The sequence below is a fragment of the Clostridium mobile genome, from assembly GCF_018918285.1.
Lineage (GTDB): Bacteria > Bacillota > Clostridia > Clostridiales > Clostridiaceae > Clostridium_AW > Clostridium_AW mobile.
The window spans coordinates 794,583-819,756 of sequence record NZ_JAHLQF010000002.1; the positions used below are offsets into that span (position 1 = coordinate 794,583).

The 25,174-nt window shown below is 29.9% G+C and carries 25 protein-coding genes and 2 riboswitches; of the genes, 21 read left to right on the forward strand and 4 right to left on the reverse strand.

The window, feature by feature from the left end:
* Window positions 1-52: 52 nt before the first annotated feature.
* From feoB to KQI86_RS10000, 3 genes are all read left to right on the forward strand, one after another.
* Window positions 53-2,071: a ferrous iron transport protein B gene (feoB, locus tag KQI86_RS09990; protein WP_216439124.1), complete on the forward strand. Its 2,019-nt coding sequence runs from the start codon at window positions 53-55 to the stop codon at window positions 2,069-2,071.
* Between the two features lie 151 nt (window positions 2,072-2,222).
* Window positions 2,223-2,322, forward strand: a riboswitch (purine riboswitch).
* Window positions 2,323-2,421: 99 nt separating this feature from the next.
* Window positions 2,422-3,426 (forward strand): adenosine deaminase, encoded by a 1,005-nt coding sequence (add, locus tag KQI86_RS09995; RefSeq protein ID WP_216439125.1) that lies wholly within the window; start codon window positions 2,422-2,424, stop codon window positions 3,424-3,426.
* Window positions 3,427-3,705: 279 nt separating this feature from the next.
* The gene (locus tag KQI86_RS10000; RefSeq protein WP_216439126.1) at window positions 3,706-3,999 is read left to right on the forward strand and encodes a DUF2325 domain-containing protein; all 294 of its coding nucleotides are present in this window, start codon (window positions 3,706-3,708) and stop codon (window positions 3,997-3,999) included.
* A 164-nt stretch (window positions 4,000-4,163) separates the two neighbouring features.
* Here the strand turns inward: KQI86_RS10000 and KQI86_RS10005 are convergent, their stop codons facing one another.
* On the reverse strand, window positions 4,164-4,940 hold the full coding sequence (locus KQI86_RS10005) for a helix-turn-helix domain-containing protein (protein WP_216439127.1): 777 nt from the start codon (window positions 4,938-4,940) through the stop codon (window positions 4,164-4,166).
* Window positions 4,941-5,128: 188 nt separating this feature from the next.
* Here KQI86_RS10005 and KQI86_RS10010 point away from each other — a divergent pair, with 188 nt between their 5' ends.
* The 13 genes from KQI86_RS10010 to KQI86_RS10070 all read left to right on the forward strand — a co-directional run bounded on the left by KQI86_RS10010 (window position 5,129) and on the right by KQI86_RS10070 (window position 15,151).
* A complete protein-coding gene (locus KQI86_RS10010) occupies window positions 5,129-6,082 on the forward strand; it encodes an ABC transporter permease (RefSeq protein ID WP_216439128.1) in 954 nt (317 codons plus the stop codon).
* Window positions 6,072-7,022 (forward strand): iron chelate uptake ABC transporter family permease subunit, encoded by a 951-nt coding sequence (locus KQI86_RS10015; protein WP_216439129.1) that lies wholly within the window; start codon window positions 6,072-6,074, stop codon window positions 7,020-7,022. Before KQI86_RS10010 ends, KQI86_RS10015 begins: the two co-directional genes overlap by 11 nt.
* Window positions 7,019-7,777, forward strand: coding sequence for an iron ABC transporter ATP-binding protein (locus KQI86_RS10020; protein WP_216439130.1), 759 nt, complete (start codon window positions 7,019-7,021; stop codon window positions 7,775-7,777). Before KQI86_RS10015 ends, KQI86_RS10020 begins: the two co-directional genes overlap by 4 nt.
* An 84-nt stretch (window positions 7,778-7,861) precedes the next feature.
* Window positions 7,862-8,812 (forward strand): siderophore ABC transporter substrate-binding protein, encoded by a 951-nt coding sequence (locus tag KQI86_RS10025; protein ID WP_216439131.1) that lies wholly within the window; start codon window positions 7,862-7,864, stop codon window positions 8,810-8,812.
* A gap of 144 nt (window positions 8,813-8,956) precedes the next feature.
* Window positions 8,957-9,057, forward strand: a riboswitch (TPP riboswitch).
* 86 nt (window positions 9,058-9,143) lie between these two features.
* Window positions 9,144-9,881: a TatD family hydrolase gene (locus tag KQI86_RS10030; RefSeq protein WP_216439132.1), complete on the forward strand. Its 738-nt coding sequence runs from the start codon at window positions 9,144-9,146 to the stop codon at window positions 9,879-9,881.
* Window positions 9,882-9,905: 24 nt separating this feature from the next.
* Window positions 9,906-10,193, forward strand: coding sequence for a thiamine-binding protein (locus tag KQI86_RS10035; protein ID WP_216439133.1), 288 nt, complete (start codon window positions 9,906-9,908; stop codon window positions 10,191-10,193).
* On the forward strand, window positions 10,168-10,920 hold the full coding sequence (locus tag KQI86_RS10040; RefSeq protein ID WP_216439134.1) for an ABC transporter permease: 753 nt from the start codon (window positions 10,168-10,170) through the stop codon (window positions 10,918-10,920). The genes KQI86_RS10035 and KQI86_RS10040 overlap by 26 nt, the downstream gene beginning before the upstream one ends.
* A 25-nt stretch (window positions 10,921-10,945) precedes the next feature.
* On the forward strand, window positions 10,946-11,950 hold the full coding sequence (locus tag KQI86_RS10045; protein WP_216439135.1) for an ABC transporter substrate-binding protein: 1,005 nt from the start codon (window positions 10,946-10,948) through the stop codon (window positions 11,948-11,950).
* Window positions 11,922-12,665, forward strand: a complete 744-nt coding sequence (locus tag KQI86_RS10050) for an ABC transporter ATP-binding protein (protein ID WP_246582777.1) — start codon at window positions 11,922-11,924, stop codon at window positions 12,663-12,665. Before KQI86_RS10045 ends, KQI86_RS10050 begins: the two co-directional genes overlap by 29 nt.
* Before the next feature lie 139 nt (window positions 12,666-12,804).
* Window positions 12,805-13,176 (forward strand): response regulator transcription factor, encoded by a 372-nt coding sequence (locus KQI86_RS10055; RefSeq protein WP_216439136.1) that lies wholly within the window; start codon window positions 12,805-12,807, stop codon window positions 13,174-13,176.
* Complete coding sequence (locus KQI86_RS10060) at window positions 13,169-13,804, forward strand: chemotaxis protein CheC (protein WP_216439137.1); 636 nt, start codon at window positions 13,169-13,171, stop codon at window positions 13,802-13,804. The genes KQI86_RS10055 and KQI86_RS10060 overlap by 8 nt, the downstream gene beginning before the upstream one ends.
* Window positions 13,797-14,714 (forward strand): diguanylate cyclase domain-containing protein, encoded by a 918-nt coding sequence (locus KQI86_RS10065; RefSeq protein ID WP_216439138.1) that lies wholly within the window; start codon window positions 13,797-13,799, stop codon window positions 14,712-14,714. The genes KQI86_RS10060 and KQI86_RS10065 overlap by 8 nt, the downstream gene beginning before the upstream one ends.
* 116 nt (window positions 14,715-14,830) lie before the next feature.
* Complete coding sequence (locus KQI86_RS10070; RefSeq protein ID WP_216439139.1) at window positions 14,831-15,151, forward strand: hypothetical protein; 321 nt, start codon at window positions 14,831-14,833, stop codon at window positions 15,149-15,151.
* 156 nt (window positions 15,152-15,307) lie between these two features.
* Here the strand turns inward: KQI86_RS10070 and KQI86_RS10075 are convergent, their stop codons facing one another.
* The 3 genes from KQI86_RS10075 to ytaF all read right to left on the reverse strand — a co-directional run bounded on the left by KQI86_RS10075 (window position 15,308) and on the right by ytaF (window position 17,109).
* Complete coding sequence (locus KQI86_RS10075) at window positions 15,308-15,718, reverse strand: NUDIX domain-containing protein (RefSeq protein WP_216439140.1); 411 nt, start codon at window positions 15,716-15,718, stop codon at window positions 15,308-15,310.
* Window positions 15,719-15,840: 122 nt separating this feature from the next.
* A complete protein-coding gene (locus KQI86_RS10080; RefSeq protein WP_216439141.1) occupies window positions 15,841-16,152 on the reverse strand; it encodes a hypothetical protein in 312 nt (103 codons plus the stop codon).
* A 333-nt stretch (window positions 16,153-16,485) separates the two neighbouring features.
* Window positions 16,486-17,109: a sporulation membrane protein YtaF gene (gene ytaF, locus KQI86_RS10085; protein WP_216439142.1), complete on the reverse strand. Its 624-nt coding sequence runs from the start codon at window positions 17,107-17,109 to the stop codon at window positions 16,486-16,488.
* A 191-nt stretch (window positions 17,110-17,300) separates the two neighbouring features.
* Here ytaF and KQI86_RS10090 point away from each other — a divergent pair, with 191 nt between their 5' ends.
* The 5 genes from KQI86_RS10090 (at window position 17,301) to KQI86_RS10110 (ending at window position 25,166) form a co-directional block, all read left to right on the forward strand.
* Window positions 17,301-19,028 carry an ABC transporter ATP-binding protein gene (locus tag KQI86_RS10090; protein ID WP_216439143.1) on the forward strand — a complete coding sequence of 576 codons (1,728 nt, stop codon included), beginning with the start codon at window positions 17,301-17,303 and terminating at the stop codon, window positions 19,026-19,028.
* Window positions 19,029-20,852 carry an ABC transporter ATP-binding protein gene (locus KQI86_RS10095; RefSeq protein WP_216439144.1) on the forward strand — a complete coding sequence of 608 codons (1,824 nt, stop codon included), beginning with the start codon at window positions 19,029-19,031 and terminating at the stop codon, window positions 20,850-20,852.
* 79 nt (window positions 20,853-20,931) lie between these two features.
* A complete protein-coding gene (locus KQI86_RS10100; protein ID WP_216439145.1) occupies window positions 20,932-21,687 on the forward strand; it encodes a VCBS repeat-containing protein in 756 nt (251 codons plus the stop codon).
* Between the two features lie 204 nt (window positions 21,688-21,891).
* Window positions 21,892-24,015, forward strand: coding sequence for a methyl-accepting chemotaxis protein (locus KQI86_RS10105; RefSeq protein ID WP_216439146.1), 2,124 nt, complete (start codon window positions 21,892-21,894; stop codon window positions 24,013-24,015).
* Between the two features lie 170 nt (window positions 24,016-24,185).
* A complete protein-coding gene (locus KQI86_RS10110) occupies window positions 24,186-25,166 on the forward strand; it encodes an aromatic acid exporter family protein (RefSeq protein ID WP_216439147.1) in 981 nt (326 codons plus the stop codon).
* Window positions 25,167-25,174: the final 8 nt, after the last annotated feature.

A 25,174-nucleotide genomic window follows, 5' to 3' on the forward strand; every position in this document is an offset into this window, starting at 1 on the left:
GAATATGCTTGATAATGATTATCAAAATCAAATTACGTTATGGAGGTTTAATATGAATACTATTGCATTAGTTGGAAATCCCAACTGCGGTAAAACTAGTTTATTTAATCAATTGACAGGATCAAGACAGCGAGTTGGAAATTGGCCTGGGGTTACAGTAGAGAAAAAAGAAGGAAAACTTGAATTTGGAGGTAAAGAATATGTTGTAGTAGATTTACCTGGTACCTATAGTTTAGGGGCTTATTCTGAAGATGAGATAGTTGCAAGAAATTATATTATTAAAGACAAACCTGATGTGGTAATAAATGTAGTTGATTCAACTAACATAGAGAGGAATTTATATTTGACCACTCAATTGTTAGAAATGAGCAGTAATGTAGTTATAGCTTTAAATATAATTGATGAGGCGGAAAATCAAAATATAAAAATTGATATAGATGGTTTGTCAAAAGGGCTAGGAGTTCCAGTAATTCCTACTGTAGCTACCAAGAGAAAAGGAATAGATGAATTAATAAAATCAGCTGTAAAAGTAATGGAGAATAAAAATAACTTAAAAAATGAGATACCTTATGGAAAGGAGCTTGAAAATGAAATAGAAATTTTAAAAGCCTCTATAGAAGAGTGTGCATGTCATGTAGAATATCCATCAAGGTGGACAGCCATTAAATTATTGGAAAATGATGAGTATATATTAGAAACTATTAAAAATAAAGATAATTCACAAAGGGTATTAAATAAGTTAAAAGAGAGCGTTGAAAAAGTTACTAATTCTGTAGGATTTGAACCTGAGATGGGTATTGTAGATAAAAGATATGAATTTATAGGCAAAGTTGTATCAAAAAATGTGAAAAAACGATCAGTTGGGGTAGAAACTACATCTGATAAGATTGATAAAGTTGTTACAAATAGGTGGTTTGGATTACCGATATTTGCTCTTATAATGTATTTATTATATCAAGCTACCTTTGTTGTAGGACAATTTTTTTCAGATAAAATGGATGAAGGAATTGGGCTTTTAGGTGAGAAAGTAGGAGAAATACTAACCAATGCAGGGGCTCATGATATGATAATTCAATTCATTTGCGACGGTATAATTGCAGGAGTGGGAGCGGTTGTTGTTTTCTTACCTATAATAATGGTTATGTATTTCTTTATAGGTATATTAGAAGATAGCGGCTATATGGCAAGAGCGGCCTATGTAATGGATAGATTTATGAGAGCGCTGGGATTACATGGTAAAACTTTTGTTTCTATGATAGTATCAACAGGATGCAATGTTCCTGGTATAATGGCCACAAGAACACTTGAAAGCAAAAAAGATAGGATGATTGCAATACTAATTAATCCATTTATATCTTGTGGTGCAAGGCTTCCAATTTATCTTGTATTTATTTCTGCTTTTTTCCCAGAAAAGGGTGGAACTATACTTTTCTCTCTTTATGTTCTTGGAATTATAGTTGCTTTAATATTTGGGAAAATATTTAGTAAAACATTGTTTAAAGGTGAAACTTCATATTTTGTAATGGAACTTCCACCATATAGACTTCCTTCATTTAAAGCTTCAATAATGTTGATGTGGGAAAAGGCTGGAGCTTTTCTAAAAAGAGCAGGTACAACTATCTTTGCAGTTGTAAGTATATTATGGGTGCTATCAGTATTACCACTAGGAGTTGAACAATATAGTGAACAATCAATATTAGGAAGAATAGGTTCATTTATTGCACCTATATTTAAACCAGCAGGGTTTGGAACATGGCAAGCATCAGTAGGATTGTTTACTGGTATAGCAGCTAAGGAAGCTGTTGTAGCAACTATGGGAATGGTATATGCAGGAGTGGAAGAAGGTGCTAAACTTACTGCTGCAATACAAGGAGCATTTACTCCTCTTACAGCTACTGCATTTATGGTAATGTCATTGCTTTATACACCATGCGGTGCTGCTCTTGGGGCTATAAAAAGAGAAACAAATTCAACTAAATGGACATTGTTTACAGCTTTATATACCTTTGGTGTTGGTTATATAGCAGCAGTATTAATATTCCAAATAGGAAGAGCTTTGGGATTTAATTAATAATATAAATGAAAATTAATAATCTAAGGTTCCCTTTAATGAAAAGGGAGCTTTAGATTATTTTATATATAGCCTTGACTACTATAATTAATATGATATAATAATATAAAATTTTATTCATAATTAAACTTGTGTATTGTAGTTTAATAGTATAAAAAAGTTATAAAAACTTCGTATAACCCCAATAATATGGTTTGGGGGTCTCTACCAGGAACCAATAATTCCTGATTACGAAGGGGATACATTTGTGTATTTTCTTCGTGGTCAGGAATTTTTTGTATTTTAATATTTAATATATGAAGATAAGTCTTCATTAAAAATCACTTTCCAATTAAAGAAAGGGGGATAATATGAATCTAGAAAAATTACCTAAAGTTGAACTCCATTGCCATTTAGATGGGAGTGTTAGGCCGGAAACAGTAATTAGTATAGCAAAGATGGAAGGTGTAGATCTTCCTAGTTATGACATTGAGGTTATTAAAAATATGATGATTGCACCTATGGAATGTACTTCTCTTAGAGAATATTTAAAAAGATTTATGTTACCTAATGCTGTTATGCAATCTAAGGAAAGTCTAAGAAGAATTGCGTACGAACTTGTTGAAGACGCGGCAAAAGAAAATGTAAAATACATTGAAATAAGATTTGCACCATTGCTACACGTAGAAGAAGGATTAACCATTGAGGAAGTAATCCAAAGCGTATTAAATGGGGTTAAAGATGGAGAAAGTACCTATGATATAAAAGGTAATTTAATATTATCCTATTTAAGACATATGCCTGAGGATACCATTTACGATGTAATAGAAGCTGGGAAAAAGTTTTTGGGAAAAGGTGTAGTGGCTATAGATTTATGTGGAAATGAAGAAGAGGGTTTTTCAAAAAGATTTATAGAACCAATTAAAGTGGCTAGGGAATATGGCTATAGGGTAACAATTCATGCTGGTGAAACTGGAATTGGCAAAAATGTGCTAGAAGCAGTGGAAATGCTTAAGGCTGAAAGAATAGGTCATGGAGTATTTATAAAAGATTGTCCTGAAGCTTATAGTATTGTAAAAAATAAAGAGATTACACTTGAAATGTGTCCAACAAGCAATGTTCAAACTAAAGCAGTGTCTAGTTATGGGGATCATCCAATAATAAACTTCTGCAAAGATGGAATTAAGGTAACAGTGAATACTGACAATAGAACTGTATCCGATACAACCTTGAGCAATGAATATGACTCTATCTATAAAGAGTTTAAGCTATCTTTTGAGGATTATAAAAAACTTTATTATAATAGTGTTGATGCCTCCTTTGCAGATTTAGATACAAAGAAGGAATTAATAAAATACTTGGATAGTATAATTTAAATATTAATCATAATACAGATATCTTATTGTTTATACGGGGCCGTCTCAAGATGATTTAGAAAATTATTTTGAGACGGCCTCATAGTCTTCTTTTAAAAGAATTGAGAAAAATATAACGAACGATATTGATAATCATTATCATTTAATGTATAATAATATTAGAGTTAATTATAGAAAGATAATATTGGCATTATATTTATAGTAATAGTCATAAAGAAATAAAGGGTTTGAGAGTACATAATTAAAAAATTAAAAGAATTTTATGAGAGGAGAATATATATGAGTGTTTTATTAGTGGGAGGGGACAGATTAGGAAATATCAAAGAAAACTTAAGAAAGAATGGATTTGATAAAATTGAACATGTAACAGGTAGAAGAAATGTACATACGAAAATTAAAATACCATGTGATACGGATTTAGTAGTAGTACTGACGGATTTTATAAACCACAAAGTTACAGAAACAATAAAGATGGAATGTAAAAAAAGAAATACAAAGATAGTATATTCAAAACGTTCATGGGTTTATATGGAATGTATTATTAAAAACTGTATAGAAAAAGGGGTACAATAAATATTTATAATATGATTAAGCACAGTCGTGCATACTTATTTTGGACAGTATAGTTATATAAAAGAAAAAACTGAGTATATAGTGAGAGAAAGGCCTTTGCCAGACCTAATCACTCTATACTCGGTTTTTTTACATAGCCAATACTTTTGAAAAACTATAATTAATTAAATGTCCAATTGACCAAAAGAATTTCTATACTCAAGCGGAGTCATATTAATAAGTTTTTTAAAAACAGTATTATAGTAATTTTGATTGTTAAAACCAACGGAAAGAGATACATCCAATATAGATAAATCTCCCTTTACCAATAAATCCTTACTTTTTTCTATTCTCACTTCATTTAGAAATTGGGAAAATGACTTACCGGTTTCTTTTTTAAAAATACTACAGAAATAACATCTATTAATATTAAGGTAATTGGAAATATCTATTAGTGTTATAGACTCACTATATTTATTATGTATATAATCTATAGATTTTTTTACATATAAATTGTATTGTGCATTATTTATATGATGCTTTTTCTTAATATAAATACTATCCGCTGATATGTTACGAAGTAATGAAATTAAGTGAGGAATACAGGTTGAGGGCTTGTACAAAATATCCATCTTGTTTGTTTTATTTGTTTTATTTGAAGCATAAGGACCCATAATAAATATGCCTCTATTAGCATATTTAGGGCAAATATTAAAAGCTGTAAAGCTAATATCATTTAAATATGTTGTGGTCACCATAGAATTAGCTTCTTTTTTTTGCATTTCATCTATTGTAATTTTATAAACATCATTTTTATTAAATAGCTCTTCAAACTCCTTATTATACCCTTGAGAATGAATCAAAGTTCCATTGCAATTAAAGGCTTTGATAGGGACATGGGTACATAGAAAGAAATTTTTCATTGTATTACATATATGAGTTTTAACGAAACAATTAAACATCACTCCTTTCAAATTATACAAATATATTTACAAAGATATAAATATATTTGAAGAAAATATAGGTAAAAGACAATATAATTATATGAGAATGATTCTCATATTCAATTAATTATGTGACAATCATTATATCATTATAAAAAGGAGGATGTCAAACAAGAAGAACTGGTTATTTATGTCAAGGAGGGATTATGAAAAAACGATATCTATTTTTAGCACTAATTATTCTATCATTAGGTTCAATATTTGTTGGAGTAAAAGATATATCCCTATTAGATATAGTGCGTTTAAATGAAGAAAAAGTTCAAATAGTATTGATTAGCAGAATTCCACGATTAATCAGTATTATTATAGCTGGAGCAGGTATGAGTATAAGTGGGCTTATTATGCAACAGATAAGTCGTAACAAATTTATATCACCAACTACAGCAGGAACAATAGATTCTGCTAAATTAGGAATTTTGGTTTCTCTAATAATATTTGCGGAAGCTAGCTCCTTTCAAAAGATGTTAATTTCTTTTGTATTTTCTTTAGCGGGTACAATTCTGTTCATGAAAATATTAAAAAGTATAAAATATAAAAATGCTGTTTTTATACCCTTAGTGGGAATAATGTTAGGAAATATTATTGATTCTATAGCAACTTTCTTTGCATACAAATACAATCTTGTGCAAAATGTTTCATCTTGGCTACAGGGGAATTTTGCAATGGTTATTAAAGGTAGATATGAACTTTTATACTTTAGCATTCCTCTTTTAATAATCGCTTTTCTGTACGCTAATAAGTTTACAGTTGCAGGAATGGGAGAGGATTTTTCTACAAACTTAGGTCTTAACTACAATAAGGTGGTAAATATAGGGGTTGCTATTGTTGCTCTAATATCATCCTTGGTTGTAATTACAGTAGGAAAAATACCTTTTTTAGGGCTCATAATTCCTAATATAGTAACTATTTACAATGGTGACAATACGAAAAAAAGTATCCCGCAGGTAGGTCTGTTGGGAGCTGTATTTGTATTAGCCTGTGACGTATTAGGTAGAGTAATTATATACCCTTATGAGATTCCAATTGGACTTACAGTTGGAATAATAGGAAGTATATTATTCCTTTATTTGCTGATGAGGAGGAATGCATATGAAGTGTAAAAGAAAAATAGGCTTCCTTGCGGCCATATCAGTAGCCTTAATTTTGATATTTGCATTTATAGGTGTAAGTGCAGGTAATTGGGAGTATACACTTTCTAGACGAGTGCCTAAAATAATTGCAATTGTTTTAACGGGAGGAGCTATAGCATTTTCATCAATGGTATTCCAAACAATTACCAACAACCGCATACTAACCCCTGATGTGTTAGGGTTAGATTGGTTGTATATATTTATTCAGACATTTGTAGTTCTTGTATTAGGATCTAATAGTATAGCTATTACAAATAATAACCTTAATTTTATAATATCTGTTAGTTTAATGGTGATTTTTTCAATGGGTTTATTCAAAATACTATTTAAAAGAGAAACCAATAATATTTTCTTTCTACTATTAGTGGGAATGATATTTGGAACTTTATTTCAAAGTTTGTCATCTTTTATGCAGATGCTAATTGATCCTAATGAATTTATGATTATTCAGGACAAGATGTTTGCTAGTTTTAATAGTATGAATACAGAAATATTATTTATAGCTAGTATAGTAATACTTTTAATAATGGTTTATACCTATGATTACATGAAGATTTTAGATGTGTTATCTCTGGGAAGAGAACAGGCCATAAACCTAGGAGTAGATTATGATAAAGTTACAAAAAAGATGTTAATTATAATTTCTATATTAGTTTCCATATCTACTGCTTTAGTCGGACCTATAACTTTTTTAGGGTTGTTGGTAGTAAATCTTGCTCGAGAATTTATAAATACATATGAGCATAGATACTTAATTACAGGGTCTGTGTTCATAAGCATAATTACTTTAATTGGAGGACAATTAATTGTTGAAAGAGTCTTAAATTTCAGCACAACTCTAAGTGTTATTATAAATTTTGTTGGTGGCATGTATTTTATATATCTGTTGTTAAAGGAGAATAAAGCATGATTGAAATAAAAAATGTAGTGAAAAAATATGGAGACAAAAATGTTGTAGACAACATCTCTATGAAAATATTAGATGGAAAGATTACATCTTTTATTGGACCTAATGGGGCTGGTAAAAGCACTCTATTGTCCATGATAAGTCGTCTTCTTAAAAAAGATAATGGGGAAATTTTTATTGATGGCAAAGAAATTTCAGCATGGGATAATGATGAGCTTGCAAAGAGGTTATCCATACTAAAGCAATCAAATCATATAAATATAAGATTGACCATTAGAGAATTGGTGAGTTTTGGAAGATTTCCATATTCTAAGGGTGCTCTCACTAAAGAGGACTGGAAATATGTTGATGAAGCAATAGAGTATATGAAACTTTCAGATATACAAAATAAGTATCTTGATCAGCTAAGTGGTGGACAAAGACAAAGGGCTTATATTGCAATGGTTATAGCTCAAAATACAGATTATATTCTTTTAGATGAGCCCCTTAATAATTTAGATATGAAGCATTCAGTCCAAATCATGAAAATTTTAAGGTCATTAGTAGATGATTTAGGGAAGACAATTATTTTAGTTATACACGACATTAATTTTGCATCCTGTTATTCAGATTACATAGTAGCCTTAAAGGATGGAAAATTAGTTAGTAAAGGAAATACTAATAAGATCATTGATGAATCTGTATTAGGAGAAATATATAATATGGACTTTCAGATAAAAAATATAGAAAACAATAGAATATGTGTTTATTATTCTTGATGAAAAATATGAAAACCCAGTAAAGAATTAAATGAAAATAATTTAATAAAAATATTAAATTAATAAAAATATAGAGGTGGAAAAATGAATAAAAAAGTAAGTATGATGATAACAATTTTAATAGTAGCAGTTATTGCAGCCTTTGGTTTTACAAAGTTAAAAGGCAATAATTCTAATGATGCTGAAAATAAGGCTGGAGGGGAACTTAAAATCACCCACGAATTAGGAGAAACTACATTAAATAAAAATCCTAAAAAAGTAGTTGTTTTTGATTATGGTATCTTAGATTCTCTTGATAAAATGGGTATAGAACCAGTGGCATTACCAAAATCAAATATCCCTAAAGATCTTCAAAAATATAAAGATGATAAATATACTGATGTAGGAACTTTACAAGAGCCAAATTTTGAAAAGATAAATGAACTTAAACCAGATTTAATCATTATTTCAGCAAGACAAGCTAAACTATATGAAGAATTCAAAAAAATTGCTCCAACAGTTTACCTTGCAATAAACAATGAAAACTATATAGATTCATTTAATAGCAATATGAAAACCTTAGGAGAAATTTTCGGTAAAGAAGAGTTTGTAGAAAAAGAACTTAAAAATATCGATGATAGTATTAAAGCACTAAATGAAAAAGTAAAAGCAAATGGAGAGGATGGCTTAGTTATTATGGTCAATGAAGGAGCCTTAAGCGCTTACGGAGCAGAGTCAAGATTTGGTGTTATACATAAAGGCTTTGGATTTACTCCTACAGATAAAGATATTAAGTCATCTACTCATGGTCAAAATGTTTCTTTTGAATATGTAGCAGAAAAAAATCCAGATTATCTGTTTGTTATCGACAGGGGAGCTGCTATAGGTGGCGATAGTACTGCTAAACAAGTTTTAGACAATGATTTAATTAAAACCACATCAGCATATAAAAATAACAAAATTGTATACCTTGATTCTGAAATTTGGTATGTTGCTACAGGTGGATTTAACACAACTATGAAGATGATCAATGAAGTAGAAGCTTCAGTTAAATAATATATTTTAAAAGATAGGTTATAGTTAAAGTTATAACCTATCTTTTATATTAGGCAAGGATTAGAAATAAAAATAAAAAATTACTTTCAATTATTGAGTATTAGTGTTAAAATAACAAATGGAGATTAGAGTATATAATTAAATATATAGTGCTAGGGGTGCCAAACGGCTGAGAAAAGTTCAAACTTTAACCCTTCGAACCTGATGCGGATAAAACCGACGTAGGAAAGCTAAAGTAATTCTATTGAAACCCTAAGCACTGTTTTTATTGCAGTGCTTTTTTTATTAAGTTTTAATAATTAGCTTTATATTTTTTACTAATGGAGGAAGTATGTATATTGATGCCCACAACCATTTAGATTTTTATGGAGAGGATTTAAATAAGGCTTTAACTATAATTAATGAAAATAATATAGAAACATTAGCATGTTCTATGGATGAAGAAAGCTATTTATTCTCAAGAAAACTTAGTGAAAAAAATTCACTTATAATACCCGCCTTTGGAGTTCACCCATGGAGAGCTCATGAAAATTATAATAAATTAGAAAGCTTTGAAGAGTATATTAAAGAGACTTCTATAATTGGGGAAATAGGGCTTGATTTTCACTGGGTTTTGGAAAAGGAAAGGTATTCACTACAACTTAAAGTACTTAAATATTTTTTAGAAGAAGCTAAAAAATATAATAAAGTTACTAATTTACATACCAAAGGTGCAGAAGACGAAATACTTGATCTTATTAAAAAATATGATTTAAGAACTCCAATAATCCATTGGTATAGTGGATCTTTAGAGATTTTAAAGAAGCTTTTAGACATGGGATGCTATTTTACTATAAGCGTAGATATTTCCTACTCTAAGCTTACTGATGAAATAGTAAAATATCTTCCTATAGAGAGGATTTTAACAGAAACCGATGGGCCAACTGCCTTAGAATGGGTAAATGGAGAGTATGGTTACCCAAGCTATATTAAAAATATTACAAAAGAAATCTCTGCTATTAAGAGACTTCCAGAAGAAGAGGTAAAAGAAGTAATCTATAATAATTTTAAGAAATTAATTGAAATTTAAAATATTGAAAGCAGGTGAAAACAAATGAAGAATGTTAATGTAAGTCTTCAAGTAATACCAAGTGTTCCTGAAGAAAGATTATACCCTGTGGTAGATAAGGTTATAGAATACATAGCATCTACAGGGGTAAAATATGAAGTGGGACCTATGGAAACTACTATGGAGGGAGATATAGACACTTTATTAGAAATTGTTAAAAAAGCACAAAGAATATGTGCAGAAGAAGGTGCCTCAAGAGTATGTTCCGTAGTAAAGATTGACTACAAGAATGAAGGAGTAACTATGGATGAAAAGATCTACAAATATAGATAGCAAGATCTATCCTATAGCAACTATAATCCTTATAACTCTATTTTGGCAGATTATTGTGGTAGTAAAGAAAGTACCTCATTATATACTCCCAGCTCCTACAGATATTATAAGAGCTTTATATAGTGATTATGAACTTATTTTATCTCACACTAAGGTTACCCTTTATGAGGCTTTTGTAGGTTTTGGATTATCTTTAATTTTTTCATTTATACTCGCTATAGTAATGGATAGTTTTGAAATTGTAAAGAAGGCCTTTTACCCTATTTTAGTTATCTCTCAAACCATTCCAACCATAGCTATAGCACCATTATTTATCATATGGTTTGGCTTTGGAACTTTGCCTAAAATTATAGTGGTAATTATGGTATGTTTTTTCCCAATAGTAATAAGTTTAGTAGATGGATTAGAAAAGATAGATAAGGATTATCTTCGTCTATTTCATTCTATGAAGGCATCAAAGCTACAAACTTTTTATCACTTAAAGCTTCCTTATGCTATGGTAAATCTTCTATCTGGTCTTAAAATTGCAGCTACTTATATGATAATGTCAGCAGTAGTTGGGGAATGGCTAGGGGGAGATAAGGGCATAGGAGTCTATATAGTAAGATCAAAAAATGCTTACGCCTTAGACAAGGTATTTGCTTCAATTTTAGTAGTAGTTATAGTTAGCATATTAATAATTTACATAATAGACTTTATAGGAAATAAATTAGTTCATTGGAAGTAAAATCAGAGAGGAGTAAATAAACATTATGAAAAGAAAAAAATTAACATGGCTAATAAGTATTCTTGGAGTTACTGCTTTATTATTTTCAGGCTGTGCCTCAAATAAAGCTGAAGATACAGGAAAAAATGGATTAGAAAAAACTACAGTTATATTAGATTGGACGCCGAATACAAATCATACAGGACTATATGTAGCTTTAGAAAAGGGATATTTTAAAGAAGAAGGATTGGATGTGGAGATTGTCCAACCTTCAGAAGGTTCTTCCACTACCCTTATAGCTACAGGAAAAGGGGATTTTGGAGTTAGCTATCAGGAGGATGTAACCTATGCATTAACTGGCAAAGAGCCTCTTCCAGTAAAGGCTATTGCTACTATAATACAAAATAATACTTCAGGCTTTGCATCTCCTAAAAGTAAAAATATAAATACTGTTAAGGATTTTGAAGGAAAAGTCTATGGAGGATGGGGTTCACCATCTGAAGAAGCGGTATTAAAAGCAGTTATGGAGAATAATGGAGCAGATTATGAGAAGGTTAGAAATATAAGCATAGGTAATGATGACTTTTTTGCAGCAACTCAAAAAAATATTGATATAGCTTGGATTTTCGAAGGATGGACAGGGATTGATGCCAAACTAAAAGGTGTAGATATAAATTATATTCCAGTTAAAGATTTACACCCAGCTTTAAACTACTATACTCCAATTTTAATAACTAATAATAAAACTATAAATGAAAAACCTGATAAAGTTAAAAAGTTTTTAAAAGCTACAGAAAAAGGATATAAATTCGCTATAGAAAATCCAGAAGAAAGTACAAAAATGTTCTTAAAACATGCTCCAGAAATAGATGAAAAACTTGCAATAGAAAGCCAAAAATTCTTAGCTAAAGAATATGCTAAAGATGCTCCAAAATGGGGAATAATGAAAGAGGAAATTTGGAGAGACTATGCTAAATTCATGAAAGACGCAGGATTAATAGATAAGGAGTTAAAGGTTGAAGATGCATTCACCAATGAATTCTTACAGTAATAAAGAATATCTTATAAATTTAAACAATGTAGATAAAAAATATGGAGAAACCCAAATACTAAAGGATATAAGCATAAAAGTTAGCAGAGGAGAATTTATATCCTTAATAGGACCTAGTGGTTGTGGAAAAAGTACTATTTTCAATATAATTACAGGACTCACATCTAAGGATAGTGGAGAAGTTATAGTTAATGGAAATATAGGTTATATGCAACAAAAGGATTTACTTCTCCCTTGGAAAAGTATCATGGACAATGTTTCATTACCGCTGATACTAAAGGGTGTTGAAAAAAAAGTTGCCTATGAGAAAGTTAAAAAATATCTTCCTATAGTTGGGCTAGAGGGATATGAAGATAAATATCCCTCTCAGCTCTCAGGAGGAATGAAACAAAGAGCAAGCTTTTTAAGGACATTTATGACCTCAGAAGAAATAATGCTTCTAGATGAATCCTTTGGATCCTTAGATTCAATAACAAAGGGGAAAATGCAAAAATGGCTTTTAGAAATGAAAGAAAAATTAAATAATACTATACTTTTTATTACTCATGATATAGAAGAGGCGCTTTTTTTATCTGATAGAATATATGTATTGTCAGATAAACCAGCTAGCATTAAAAAGGAAATTACTCTAGATTTTCATAATGATGACAAATTAAATAGATTGTTGTCGCCAGAGTTATTGATTTTAAAGGATGAAATCATAAAATTATTGTAAAATTCACTTCTTTTTCTCAAATTATTGGATTAATTTGAGAAAATGTTGAAAAAATTGCAAAAGTAATCCCGAATGGGATTGCTTTTTTCTTTAATTATAATTAAAATTAAATGGTAATGTATTCAGGAGGATTTGACCAATGAAGATATTGATAATTGATGACTCTAGCTTTTCACAAAAAGTCACTAATAATTTATTAAAGAAATATTTGCAGGATTTTTCTGTACATTTTGCCGGAGATGGACAAGAAGGGTATGAAAAATATAAAGACTTAAATCCAGACTATACTTTTGTGGATTTATTGATGCCAAAAGTAAATGGAATGGAGCTTATAAAAAAGATTAAGAAAGAGGATAAGAATGCTAAGATAGTTGTAATTTCGGCAGATGTTCAAGTAAGTGTAAAGGAAGAAGCAGAACAGCTAGGGATTATGACTTTTATAAACAAACCATTTAATGATGATAAAGCAAAGCTTGTGAGTCAATTAATAAGGAATGATATAAATGAGTGATAATGATTTAAGGTATGATGCATTAAAAGAGTTATTTAATATAAGTGTTGGAAAGGCTGCGTCCATGCTTTCAGAAATGATTAATAGCAAAATTATATTAGATGTACCCTATGTAGATATAATACATGTTGTCAGTGAAGAACTTAAAATTGAGAATTATCTTCCTAAAGTATTGGAAGGGGCATTAATGGTGTCCTCAATTTCATTTAAAGAACAATTAACTGGACAAGCAAATTTAATATTCCCAGCAGATAAGATGAAAACTTTTATAAATGTTTGTATAAATAATGAGGACCCTAACACAGAAATTGATATGGATTTTACGGATGTTGATTATGATATAATTAAAGAAATTGGAAACATAATTTTGAACTCAATAATTGGAGAAATAAGCAATTACATAAACATTAAATTAAACTACTCTCTTCCAGAAGTTAAGATTTTTGATAGAATTGATTTTGCTAAAGATATTAAGAGCAAAGAAAATACCCACATATTAATGCTTTACATCACATTTAACATAGATAATGTTAAAATAGATGGTGCAATAATAATTGACTTAACTATTAATTCTCTAAACGAAATAATAAATAAAATAGATATGATGGTAGATGATTTATATGGATAAGGTTTTAAAAAGCATATTAAATTTAATAAATGAAGGAACCATAATATTAAATGAAGAACTCCAAATAATATTTTGGAATGATTATATGGAGAAAATAACTAAAATCCCTATGGAAGAAGTTTTGAATAAAAATATATATGAAGTTATGCCAAAGTTGAATAAAAGTTACTTTGTTAAATCCATTGAAAGTGTTTTAAATGACGGATGCAAAATGTTCTTTTCTGCTGCAATACACAAAGGTATAGTTAATGACAATGAAAATTTTAATATTAAAATAAGTTCTATAGATAAAAATGATAGAAAGTTTATACTTTTAGAATTTATAGATGTAACAAATCAATTTGCTCGAATAAATCAACTTAAAGAATATGTTAATAAACTATACAACATGAATGAAGAACTGAAGGAAAAAGAAGAAACCATAACTAAATTAGCCTATTATGATGGATTAACTGGACTAGCTAATAGAACTCTATTCTATGAAACAGCAGAAAGACTTATAGGAGAATCAAAGGAAAATAATACTATATTGGGACTGTTATTTATAGATTTAGATGAATTTAAATTTATTAACGACACTTATGGTCATAGTGTTGGGGATGAGGTTTTAATAAATGTTGCTAAATCTTTAGTAGAATGCGTAAGAGATGGAGATATGGTTTGTAGGTTTGGAGGAGATGAATTTTTAATCGTTATACCTAATCTAAGGAACAGTGAGGATTTAGAAAATATAATTAAAAGGATTTTAAGTTCTAAAGATAAATTTGCTGAAAATATAAATTCTAATATAGAAGTGTCATTTAGTATAGGATCTAGTATTTATCCTTATAATGGAGAAGATATAAATACACTAATACAAAAAGCTGACAAATCAATGTATGTAGCAAAAGGTAAAGTGGTAAATTATTAAGCCGATTTTCTTTAGAGAGAATCGGTTTTTATTATATATATATAACATTCATAAGAGGAAAAGGCTTTTCTCTATAGAATAGTACTATTGATGTGGTTAAATATTTAGAAAGGTAGATGAAAGAAATGGAAAAGGATTTAGAGTTTAAATATGGAGATCAGGAGCAAGTTATACAGTATAATTCTGGAGATAAGATGAATTTTACATTTCCACAAGGAGCAGTTTTCTTTGTAGGAAGTAATGAAGGAATGGTATTGTGTAACAAGATAAATATATTTAAAGAAGAACTTGGATATCAGATTCATACAAAAATTGAGCTTCGCAATGATGAAAACATAATAGGTGTTTTCTTTGTTGATGTAGAAAAAAGTATTCAAATAATACTGTCTTCAGACGATACCTTGTTTAAAGCAGCATTTATTTACAATGCTTTTTAAAATACCCTAGTTAATAAGAACTCTAAAAGACAATAGCCTTATAGTTTCAAACTATAAGGCTCTTTGTCTTATATAAATGTAAGAATCACATGACATATAATATGTAGCTATGATTAGTACTATGATAATAATATAAGATGTTATTTCTGAAAATGATTATTTTTCTAAATACTCTATAGCTTTCTTGGTAGTAAGAGTGATGTTATCAGGTAAGTTATCAATGGAAAACCATTTAATATCTTTATGTTTATTCGGTTCCATATTTTTTACTTCTCCTTTTATAATTTTTACTAGAAAGCTAGGAGCCACCCAATGAGATTTTTCCTCTATTAATATATGATTAGTAACACCTAAGAGCTTAATTATATCAATTTCTACACCCAACTCCTCCTTGATTTCTCTTTTAATACTATCTTCAACTGTATCAAAGAACTCTACTTTTCCACCTGGTATAGACCAGTATCCAGCTTCTGGGGATCTTTCTCTCAGCAGTAGAAGTATTTCTCCATTATCATTTAAAATTACAGCGCCAACACCGACGCCGATATAATCTTGTCCTATTTTCATTATGCAATCACTCCAAATCAATATTATTAATTGTGTAACTTATTAATATTTATCAAACTCTAAATAAGTATGGTAACTAATTTACTAAAATATAATATAATTATTATAAATTTAAAGTGTAATTACTCATTTTCTTTAGTTTTTGTATCTTTCGCATCTTTTACACCTTTTTTATCTTTCTTATCCTTTTTATCTTTTGAAGTTTTCGTATCCTTCATATCTTTATCTTTTGTATCCTTTGCTTCTTTTGCTGCCAGTCTTGCTTCTAGGCTCTGTTGCTGAGCTGCAATAGTCAATATCAAAGCTCCTACCGTAGCTATGAAATTTCCTAAAACATTTGACTCATCTGCTGTTCTGCCTTCTGTTAAAGCGATGGCTACTATGTTGGCTAAAGTAGCTAATTCTTGAGGGCTTATATCATTTATATAACCCAATTTAATCTCTCCTTTATATTACATAGTATATTAAATGCAATATAGATGCAAATTGTTAAAGATCGAATAACTGGTAATTTTATTTTTAGGAATCTTTTTATCATTACCTTCATAAAATTAATTATATTTAATTATAGAAGGGGGTATATATAATGGGGGATAAGGGTAAAGGCAAAAGCAGTTCTACTAAAAATAGTAGTAAAAAGAAGGATGCAAACAAGAATAAAGGTAAAGACACTAAGAAGAAATAAGTTCAAAAATAACACTGGTGGGTTTAATTTAATGTTCCAGTGTTATTTTTTATTTAAACTATTATAGTTAGATAAATTTTATCTATATTAATCTCAAAATTGCTAAAATTATAAGGAGTACTCCTGAGAGCCAAGATAAATTAACTTTTGATTTCTCAACGAATTTTTTACCTAAAAATAATCCCGATAATACAGCAATCATGCCAGAAATTAAGGACAATAATATAACTTGTATATAGTTGATGCTCCCTAAACTACTTCCAAAACCTACAGCCAATGAGTCTAAAGAAAGAGCAACGGCAAGGTATAAAGCTTCTCTTGCACTAAGATCCTTTGAATTATTTGAATCGGCTTTAGTTTCATCTACATATATATCTATAATAAATTGGATATCAGAAAACTTTAATTTTAACTTTCTAGTTGATGTTGAACTTTTCTGCAAGTATGTTTTTATAATGGATTCAAACAAGTAATATATACCTAATAACAATAAAATTATAAAGCTTACTGTTGATGTTATGCTTCCTGGTACAAATTTTTTTACTAAGGAGCCAAAAAAAAGAGATACACCAAGAATACATGAACAAACAATATTAATAATAGCTACTGAAGAAAAAGGTATTTTTATCTTATTTGTTCCATAGGCAATACTAGCCACAAATGCATCTAAAGATAATGCTGATACTAATAATATAGACTCTAACATCATACCTCTCCTTTATTTTTTACTATTAATATGTTATTCCTGTAATTATAAATGGTTACTAAGGTCTGTAGAAGTGTTTTTTTATTTGTGAATGTATCATAATAGTAATAGTTTCATGAATTTATGCTATAATTTTAAAATACAAAGTATTATTTTATGAGGTATAGTGAGAAGTTAAGAGAGGGATTGAATTGGATTATTTAAATAAATATGTAAAAATATATTGGAAAAAGTATGCTATTGTATTAATTTTTCTAATCATCGAAGCTTTTTGTGATTTAATGCAGCCTACTATAGTATCAAAAATTATTGATAATGGGGTACTTAAAAATAACATGGATTATGTTTTCAGTATGGGGAGAGTAATGCTATTAGTTACAGCATTAGGAGCTATGTCAGCAGTTACTCGTAACATTATATCCAGTAATGTATCTCAAAGATTTGGAAGCAAACTAAGAGAAGATCTTTTTGAAAAAATACAGAGTTTTTCTTTTAGTAATATTGATAAATTTCAAGGAGCATCTCTGATGACTAGATTAACTAATGACGTAAATCAAGTTCAAAATTTTGCACATGGTATGATGAGGATATTTGTAAAGGCTCCACTTCTATGTATTGGAAGTCTTATAATGGCTGCTTTAATTAATCCTTCTATGTCATTAATACTATTAGCTGTGGTGCCCATTATTGTAGTTCTTATATTTATTAACATGAGAGTGGGATATCCATATTTCGTTAAAATACAAAAGTCACTAGATAGAGTAAATGCCGTGATGAGAGAATATTTAGCGGGTATAAGAGTAGTTAAAGCTTTTAATCGTTTTGACTACGAGATAAATCGTTTTGAAGGTGCCAATAATGACCTAGCACAAATATCTATTAAAGGAACTAGAATACTATCAATATTTAATCCACTTATAACATTGACAGTAAATATAGGCATAATTTTACTTCTATGGTTTGGAGGAGTGAGAGTTAATAGTGGAAATATGCAGGTAGGACAAATAATTGCTTTTACAAATTATATGACACAAATTCTATTTTCTCTTATAATGTTATCTCATGTATTTACAATGTTTATAAGGGCAAAGGCTTCTGCAGAACGTATAGGAGAAGTTTTTGCGGAAGAAAACAATATAAATATGAAAGAAGAAACCATAAGCTTTAAAGAAACCTATGGGGAAATAGATTTTGAAAATGTGAGCTTTTCCTACGATGGGAGTAAAAGTGAACCTGTTTTAAAAAATATTACTTTTACATGTGACCCAGGGGAAACCTTAGGAATCATTGGTTCTACAGGGGCTGGTAAAAGTACATTGGTTAACCTAATACCACGTTTCTATGATACAACTTATGGAGTTGTAAAAGTAGATGGAGTGGATATAAAAGATTTAAATCTTAAAGATTTACGAGAAATAATAGGAATAGTTCCTCAAAAAAGTACTCTATTTACAGGAACAATAATGGAAAATATAAAATGGGGAAATGAGTTTGCAACTATAAAAGAGGTAGAAGAGGCAGCAGCAATTTCCCAAGCACATGAATTTATATGCTCCTTTCCAGAGGGATATAATACTGTATTAGGACAGGGAGGAGTAAATCTTTCAGGAGGGCAAAAACAGAGAATTTCAATTGCTCGTGCATTAGTTAAAAAACCTAAAATACTTATTCTAGATGATTCTACTAGCGCTGTAGATGTGGCTACAGAAGGGAAGATAAGGGAAGATTTAAAAAGATATTCTAGCAACACTATCTGTATTTTAATTGCTCAAAGAATTACTTCAGTGATGGGTGCGGATAGGATAATTGTTTTAGATAATGGTTCTATGGTAGGTATGGGAACACATGAAGAATTGATGAATGACTGTGATATTTATAAAGAAATATTCCGTTCCCAAATAGGAAAGGAGGGTGTGTAAATGGAGAGAAAAGGGTTTGGGTCACCCTCTAAAAATAAAGGTTCCTTTGGACGTGGAATGAAACCCGTTGTTAAACCTAAAAATTTCAAAGAAACCTTTCTTAGATTATGGACTTATTTTGGCAAAGAGAGAAAACTTCTATTAGTAGTGTTTTCACTGATAATCATAAGTTCAGCACTGGGGTTGTTAGTGCCATACTTCATAGGGAGAGCTGTAGACATTATATCATTGGGGCAAATGAAAGTAGATTTCAATGGGCTTAAAATAATTATAGGAATACTTATATTTACATACTTTGCAGATAGTTTCATAAGTTTTATTCAAGGATGGATTATGGCTGGAGTATCTCAAAAAATAGTTTTTACGTTAAGAGCTTCACTTTTTGATAAGCTTCAAAATTTACCTATATCTTTTTTTGACACCCATACTCATGGTGAAATAATGAGTAGATTATCTAATGATATAGAAAATGTGAGTACCACCATATCCCAGTCTACTATTCAGCTAATGTCAAGTTCAATAAATATTTTAGGAGCTCTTATAATGATGCTCCTTTTAAGTCCACTGCTTACTTTGGCTAGTATGATTACCATACCTATGGTATTTTTACTCACCAGTAATATAGCAAAGAAGACAAAGGTTTTATTTAAGGAGCAACAAGTAATATTAGGGAATTTAAATGGACATATAGAAGAGTCTATATCAGGTATTGCAGTAATAAAAGCCTTTAATCGTGAGGATAGAATAATTGAAGAGTTTCATAATATTAATTCAAATTTATGTGAGGTGGGAATAAAGGCTCAAATTTGGTCTGGATACCTAATGCCTCTAATGAATGTGATTAATAATTTGGGGTTTGCGGTAGTCGCTGTTATAGGGGGAGTTTTATCTATAAAAGGTGGAGGTGCAATTACAGTAGGGATAATAGCTAGTTTTTTAAGTTATTCCAGGCAATTTACTAGACCATTAAATGATTTAGCAAATATATTCAATACTTTACAATCAGCTGTTGCTGGTGCGGAAAGGGTTTTTGAAATTTTAGACGAAAAAGAAGAAAGTGAAGACGTAAAAGGAGCTAGAACTCTAGAAAATATTAGAGGAGAAGTAGAGTTTAGAGACGTAACCTTCGGATACAGAGAGGATGTACCAGTAATAAAAAATATAAATTTTAAAGTGAAAAAAGGAAGTAACATTGCTTTAGTTGGGCCAACAGGAGCAGGTAAAACTACTATTGTAAATTTGCTCACCCGTTTTTATGAAGCCACCGATGGAGAAATATTAATTGATGACAAGAATATAAAAGAATATACTAGAGATAGCTTAAGAAGATGTTTTGGCATGGTCTTACAAGACACTTATTTATTTTCGGGAACAGTAAAAGAAAATATTAAATATGGAAGAGTAGAGGCTAGGGATGAAGAAATAGAGGAAGCAGCTAAAATGGCTAATGCCCATTCTTTTATAAAAAGATTACCTCAAGGTTACGATACCCTTCTTGTAGAAGGTGGAGTAAACTTAAGTCAGGGGCAAAGGCAGCTTTTAGCTATAGCTAGAGCGATTTTATCAAATCCTTCTATACTTATACTAGATGAAGCCACTAGCAGTGTTGACACCCGTACAGAACTGAGAATACAAGAAGCCCTCCTTAAGCTTATGAATGGAAGAACCAGTTTTATAATAGCTCATAGGTTAAGTACAATTAAAGATGCAGATATTATTATGGTAATTGATGAAGGAAAAATAAAAGAGAGTGGTAGTCATCATGAGCTTATAGATAAAAGAGGGGCATATTATAATCTTTATAAAAGTCAATTTTCACAGTAGATTTCTTTGATAATAGTGAACTTATGGTAATAATAAACATATTATACCTGTATAAGCAATAATTTTAAGGAGATAATTCATGTTTTATTGTCCATGGGCGCATCTTAATAGAGAAATGGCCGAGGGAAGATACCGTATAATTCAATATAAAAAAGGTGATGTAAACGGAGATAAAATAGCAGACGGTGTTTACTTAATAGGAAAAAAACCTTTTGGAGAAGAAAGTCCTTTTTATGATCATATAACTTTGGTTATTAGAGACGGAAAAGATAATAGATTATACTATATAGAATTAGAGGATAACTCTGGATATGACCCAACTATATTTTTAGGAGATTTCACAGGGGATGGCATAAATGATATTTTTATTACCATTAATTCAGGGGGAAGCGGTGGATTTACTTACAACTACTTATATTCTTTTGTGGGAAATCAGCCTAGGAAGTTGTTTGACTATGAAGATTTTAACAAAAGCTATGAATATGAGGTCACATATAAGGATAACTACAAGGTGGAGGTATTGAGTAAAACTTTAAATAAACAGTTTATTATTGATATTTCAAATAAGCCTCAAGATTATCTAAATGAAATTTATGATAAAAATGGCAAACTCATAAAAGAGATAAAAGGAGATGTAATTGGAGTAGGAAATATATATCCTATAGACTTTGATGGAGATGGAGTCTATGAACTTTTTGCTCTACAAAGAATAATAGGAAGATTTAATGCAGATACTTTAGGGCTTGTACAAACTTCATTGAAATGGGATGGGAATAAATTTATTCCTTTCAATCAATATGTAGGTATATTTGGAGCCACCATAGCTTTGATATAGTAAATAATGTGATAATAAGATTATTTTAAACAGTCTGAAAAAAATCAGGCTGTTTTTTATCATTTAATACCATTTGGTAATTTTCCTTAAAAATATAAAATACGACACAATTTTACTATATATTACTAAAAAATTGTGATATAATGGTACAATATAAAAATATTTCATAATACAAAGGAGAACTGTGTAGGAGGCTTAGGGATTATGAAGAAATTTGTAAAAAACAGAAAAGCAAAACAACATCAAAAAAATAATTGGATAAGCAATTTGAAGAACAATTTAAAGAATAGTTTAAAGAAGAATTCAAAAAGTGATTCAAAGAGCACTCATAATATTAGAAGGAAACTTATTTTTTCTTTTACTAGTTTAATCGCTATTATATGCATTGGACTAGGGGGGATTTATTTTTCAATATCCTATAAACTATTAATCAGAAATGTAGAACAATCCTTACCAGAGGTTGCTAAGGAAGCTTCTAAAGTAGTGAGGAGTAGATTAGATAAAGAACTTAGTGTAATGGGAACCATAGCTGAGATGCCAAAAATTAAAGATCCTAATGTATCTTTAGAAGAAAAAAACAAAATGTTAATTGAGCAACAAAAGAGAGAAGGTTACGCAGCAATCAGCCTCGCAGATACTAAAGGTACGTTATATGCAACAAGTGGCCAAAAGTTTAATATACAAGGGGCAGAATTCTACAATAAAGCTCTTAATGGAGAAAAGGCCGTATCAGATCCTATGAGTATGGATGGTAGTGAAGAATTAGTTGTGCCTATGGCAGTGCCTATAAAAAACGGAAATGAAATTACAGGAGTCCTAGTAGTTTTACAAAATGGCAATATTTTGAGCAGTATAACTAACGACATTAAGTATGGGGAAACAGGTGGAGCTGCTATATATAATAGAGAAGGGTATACTATAGCTCACATAAATAACGAGAATGTAATAAATAGAGAAAATATTGTTCAAAAATCTGAAGAAGATCCTAAATTAATGAAGCTTGCAGAAATGCACAAAGCAATGATGCAAGGTAGTGAAGGAGTAGACAAATATACATATGATGGTAAAGAGAAATATGGAGCATATACTCCAATTCTAGATACTAATTGGTCAATTATAGTTTTTGCAGATGAAGAGGAAGTTCTTTATGGTATGTCTAGTCTAATAACATCTACCTTAATTGCTCTTTTAATTTTTGTTCTTGTAGCGATATTATTAACCGCTTTGATTAGTAGGGCTATAACAAATCCAATTACAGATATGGTTGGACAAATAAAAGTCATGGCTACGGGAGACTATACATTAGAAATTAAAGACAAATATTTAAAAGAAAAAGACGAAATTGGTGAACTAGCCAGAGCATTAAGTAATATGAAGCATAATATTCAAGATATGCTTATGTTGGTGAGAAATAGCTCTGATGACATTAGATCATATACTATAAGTTTAAGCAGCACTTCACAAGAAATGGCATCTTCTTCAGAGAATATTTCTCAGGTTATACAAGAGGTAGCTAAAGGTACAGGAGAACAGGCACAAGAGCTAGTGGCAATCAATGATATATTAGATAACTTCAGTGAAAAGTTAAGTAACATTGTTAAAGATATCGAAGAAGTAAATATAAATTCTATGACTGTCCACAGTACAGCTCAAGATAGTAATGAAAATATGGAAAAATTAATAGAATCAATTAATGGAGTAAATAGTTCCTTTAAGGATTTTGTAAATAAAATAAATATGCTTGAGAGTAATATTCAAGAAATAAATAATATTACTAGCTTGATAAACAGCATTGCAGAACAAACCAATCTACTTGCTTTAAATGCAGCCATAGAGGCAGCACGAGCTGGAGAAGCAGGGAGAGGTTTTGCTGTAGTTGCAGATGAGATAAGAAAACTAGCTGAGCAAAGTAAAGCATCTTCTGAAAATATTACTCAAATAATCACTAGTATTTCAAAAGAGAGCAAAACTATAGTAGATTCTAGTGTGAATGTAGAAAATGAATTGTTAGATTCTATGAATATTATAAATGTTTCTTTAGAATCCTTTGGAGATATTGTTAATTCTATAAAAGAAGTAAGTCCTAAAATTTATGGAATAAACCAAAGCGCAAAAAGTGTTTATGATAATATGAGTCTAATAGTTGAAAAAGTAGAAAGTTCTTCATCCCTAGCAGAAGAAATATCAGCATCATCTCAAGAGATATCAGCATCTTCAGAGGAAATGAGTGCTTCAACAGAGGAAGTTTCTCAATCTATTTTAAATTTAGAAGAAATGGCTAAAGAGATGAATGGAAGAGTAAATAAATTTAAATTATCAAATGAATAACTAGAAAATAAAAAAGGGACTGTCTTAAAATAGAAAGTAATTTCTAAAGTGCGAGAGAGTCCTTTGTTTTTAACAATTTTATATTTATCATAATAATAGCTCTTAACTAAACTATGTAAATAAAGTATAATTTTATATAGCACTTTTAAAATGCATGTTAGGAGGATATTATGAAATTTATCGGATTTAGAACAGTAAAGACCGCCATAGGAGCTTCTTTAGCAATTATAATAGGAAAAGAATTAGGACTGCAATACGCCGCATCTGCAGGAATTATTACCATATTAAGCGTACAAAAGACACGAAAAAAGTCCGTTAAGAGTGCATTGAAAAGAATACTATCTTGTATTTTAGCTCTTTGTCTTGCGCTTATTCTATTCAATTTACTTGGTTATGGAGAGATAATTTTTGGTGTTTTTCTACTAATTTTTATACCTTTAGCTGTAAGGTTTAAAGTAGAAGAAGGAATTGTGGTTAGTTCTGTATTGGTATCTCACCTTCTAGTTGAACAATCAACTAGTGCATTCTGGTTATGGAATGAAGTAGCTCTAATGATAGTTGGAGTTACCGTAGCTCTAATACTAAATCTTTATATGCCAAGCGTTGAGGGACGTATAAAGGAAGATCAATTATTTATAGAAGAAAGCATAAAAGAAATTTTAATTAAAATAGCTGAAGCTATGAGGAATGGAGAATTTTCTAAGGAAGATGAAGAAGATTTACTTATAGATTTAGAAAATAGATTGCGTGGGGCAAGAAAGCTTACCTATATAAATTTAAATAACTATTTTCGTGGAAATGATCATTACTATGTTAGATATATGGAAATGAGAATGCAGCAATTAGAAACTTTGAAATCGATGAAGGAACATTTTAGAGATGATTTCTCAACATATGAGCAGGCGCTAATGATGGCAGATTTCACAGAAAAGGTTGCTAACTCTATATATGAAGAGAATACTGCGGAAAATTTACTTAATGATCTATATAGATTAAGAGAAAATTTCAGAAGTATGTCCCTTCCTGTATCACGACAAGAGTTTGAGAGTAGGGCATCCCTCTTTCAGTTTTTGAATGACATAAAACAATTTTTAAGAGTTAAAAATGAATTTATTATAGATATTAATATGCTTGAATTAAATGAAAAATAAATATTTAC

What these genes read in the sequence shown, in the direction of transcription:
- KQI86_RS10065 (WP_216439138.1), top strand. Translation starts at nt 13,797, where the DNA reads ATGGATAAGGTTTTAAAAAGCATATTAAATTTAATAAATGAAGGAACC.
- KQI86_RS10055 (WP_216439136.1), top strand. Translation starts at nt 12,805, where the DNA reads ATGAAGATATTGATAATTGATGACTCTAGCTTTTCACAAAAAGTCACT.
- KQI86_RS10005 (WP_216439127.1), bottom strand. Translation starts at nt 4,940, where the DNA reads ATGTTTAATTGTTTCGTTAAAACTCATATATGTAATACAATGAAAAAT.
- KQI86_RS10040 (WP_216439134.1), top strand. Translation starts at nt 10,168, where the DNA reads ATGAAAAGATCTACAAATATAGATAGCAAGATCTATCCTATAGCAACT.
- KQI86_RS10050 (WP_246582777.1), top strand. Translation starts at nt 11,922, where the DNA reads ATGCATTCACCAATGAATTCTTACAGTAATAAAGAATATCTTATAAAT.
- KQI86_RS10010 (WP_216439128.1), top strand. Translation starts at nt 5,129, where the DNA reads ATGAAAAAACGATATCTATTTTTAGCACTAATTATTCTATCATTAGGT.
- KQI86_RS10015 (WP_216439129.1), top strand. Translation starts at nt 6,072, where the DNA reads ATGAAGTGTAAAAGAAAAATAGGCTTCCTTGCGGCCATATCAGTAGCC.
- KQI86_RS10020 (WP_216439130.1), top strand. Translation starts at nt 7,019, where the DNA reads ATGATTGAAATAAAAAATGTAGTGAAAAAATATGGAGACAAAAATGTT.
- KQI86_RS10105 (WP_216439146.1), top strand. Translation starts at nt 21,892, where the DNA reads ATGAAGAAATTTGTAAAAAACAGAAAAGCAAAACAACATCAAAAAAAT.
- KQI86_RS10070 (WP_216439139.1), top strand. Translation starts at nt 14,831, where the DNA reads ATGAAAGAAATGGAAAAGGATTTAGAGTTTAAATATGGAGATCAGGAG.
- KQI86_RS10030 (WP_216439132.1), top strand. Translation starts at nt 9,144, where the DNA reads ATGTATATTGATGCCCACAACCATTTAGATTTTTATGGAGAGGATTTA.
- KQI86_RS10060 (WP_216439137.1), top strand. Translation starts at nt 13,169, where the DNA reads ATGAGTGATAATGATTTAAGGTATGATGCATTAAAAGAGTTATTTAAT.
- KQI86_RS10075 (WP_216439140.1), bottom strand. Translation starts at nt 15,718, where the DNA reads ATGAAAATAGGACAAGATTATATCGGCGTCGGTGTTGGCGCTGTAATT.
- KQI86_RS10035 (WP_216439133.1), top strand. Translation starts at nt 9,906, where the DNA reads ATGAAGAATGTTAATGTAAGTCTTCAAGTAATACCAAGTGTTCCTGAA.
- KQI86_RS10095 (WP_216439144.1), top strand. Translation starts at nt 19,029, where the DNA reads ATGGAGAGAAAAGGGTTTGGGTCACCCTCTAAAAATAAAGGTTCCTTT.
- KQI86_RS10000 (WP_216439126.1), top strand. Translation starts at nt 3,706, where the DNA reads ATGAGTGTTTTATTAGTGGGAGGGGACAGATTAGGAAATATCAAAGAA.
- KQI86_RS10025 (WP_216439131.1), top strand. Translation starts at nt 7,862, where the DNA reads ATGAATAAAAAAGTAAGTATGATGATAACAATTTTAATAGTAGCAGTT.
- KQI86_RS10100 (WP_216439145.1), top strand. Translation starts at nt 20,932, where the DNA reads ATGTTTTATTGTCCATGGGCGCATCTTAATAGAGAAATGGCCGAGGGA.
- feoB (WP_216439124.1), top strand. Translation starts at nt 53, where the DNA reads ATGAATACTATTGCATTAGTTGGAAATCCCAACTGCGGTAAAACTAGT.
- ytaF (WP_216439142.1), bottom strand. Translation starts at nt 17,109, where the DNA reads ATGTTAGAGTCTATATTATTAGTATCAGCATTATCTTTAGATGCATTT.
- add (WP_216439125.1), top strand. Translation starts at nt 2,422, where the DNA reads ATGAATCTAGAAAAATTACCTAAAGTTGAACTCCATTGCCATTTAGAT.
- KQI86_RS10110 (WP_216439147.1), top strand. Translation starts at nt 24,186, where the DNA reads ATGAAATTTATCGGATTTAGAACAGTAAAGACCGCCATAGGAGCTTCT.
- KQI86_RS10045 (WP_216439135.1), top strand. Translation starts at nt 10,946, where the DNA reads ATGAAAAGAAAAAAATTAACATGGCTAATAAGTATTCTTGGAGTTACT.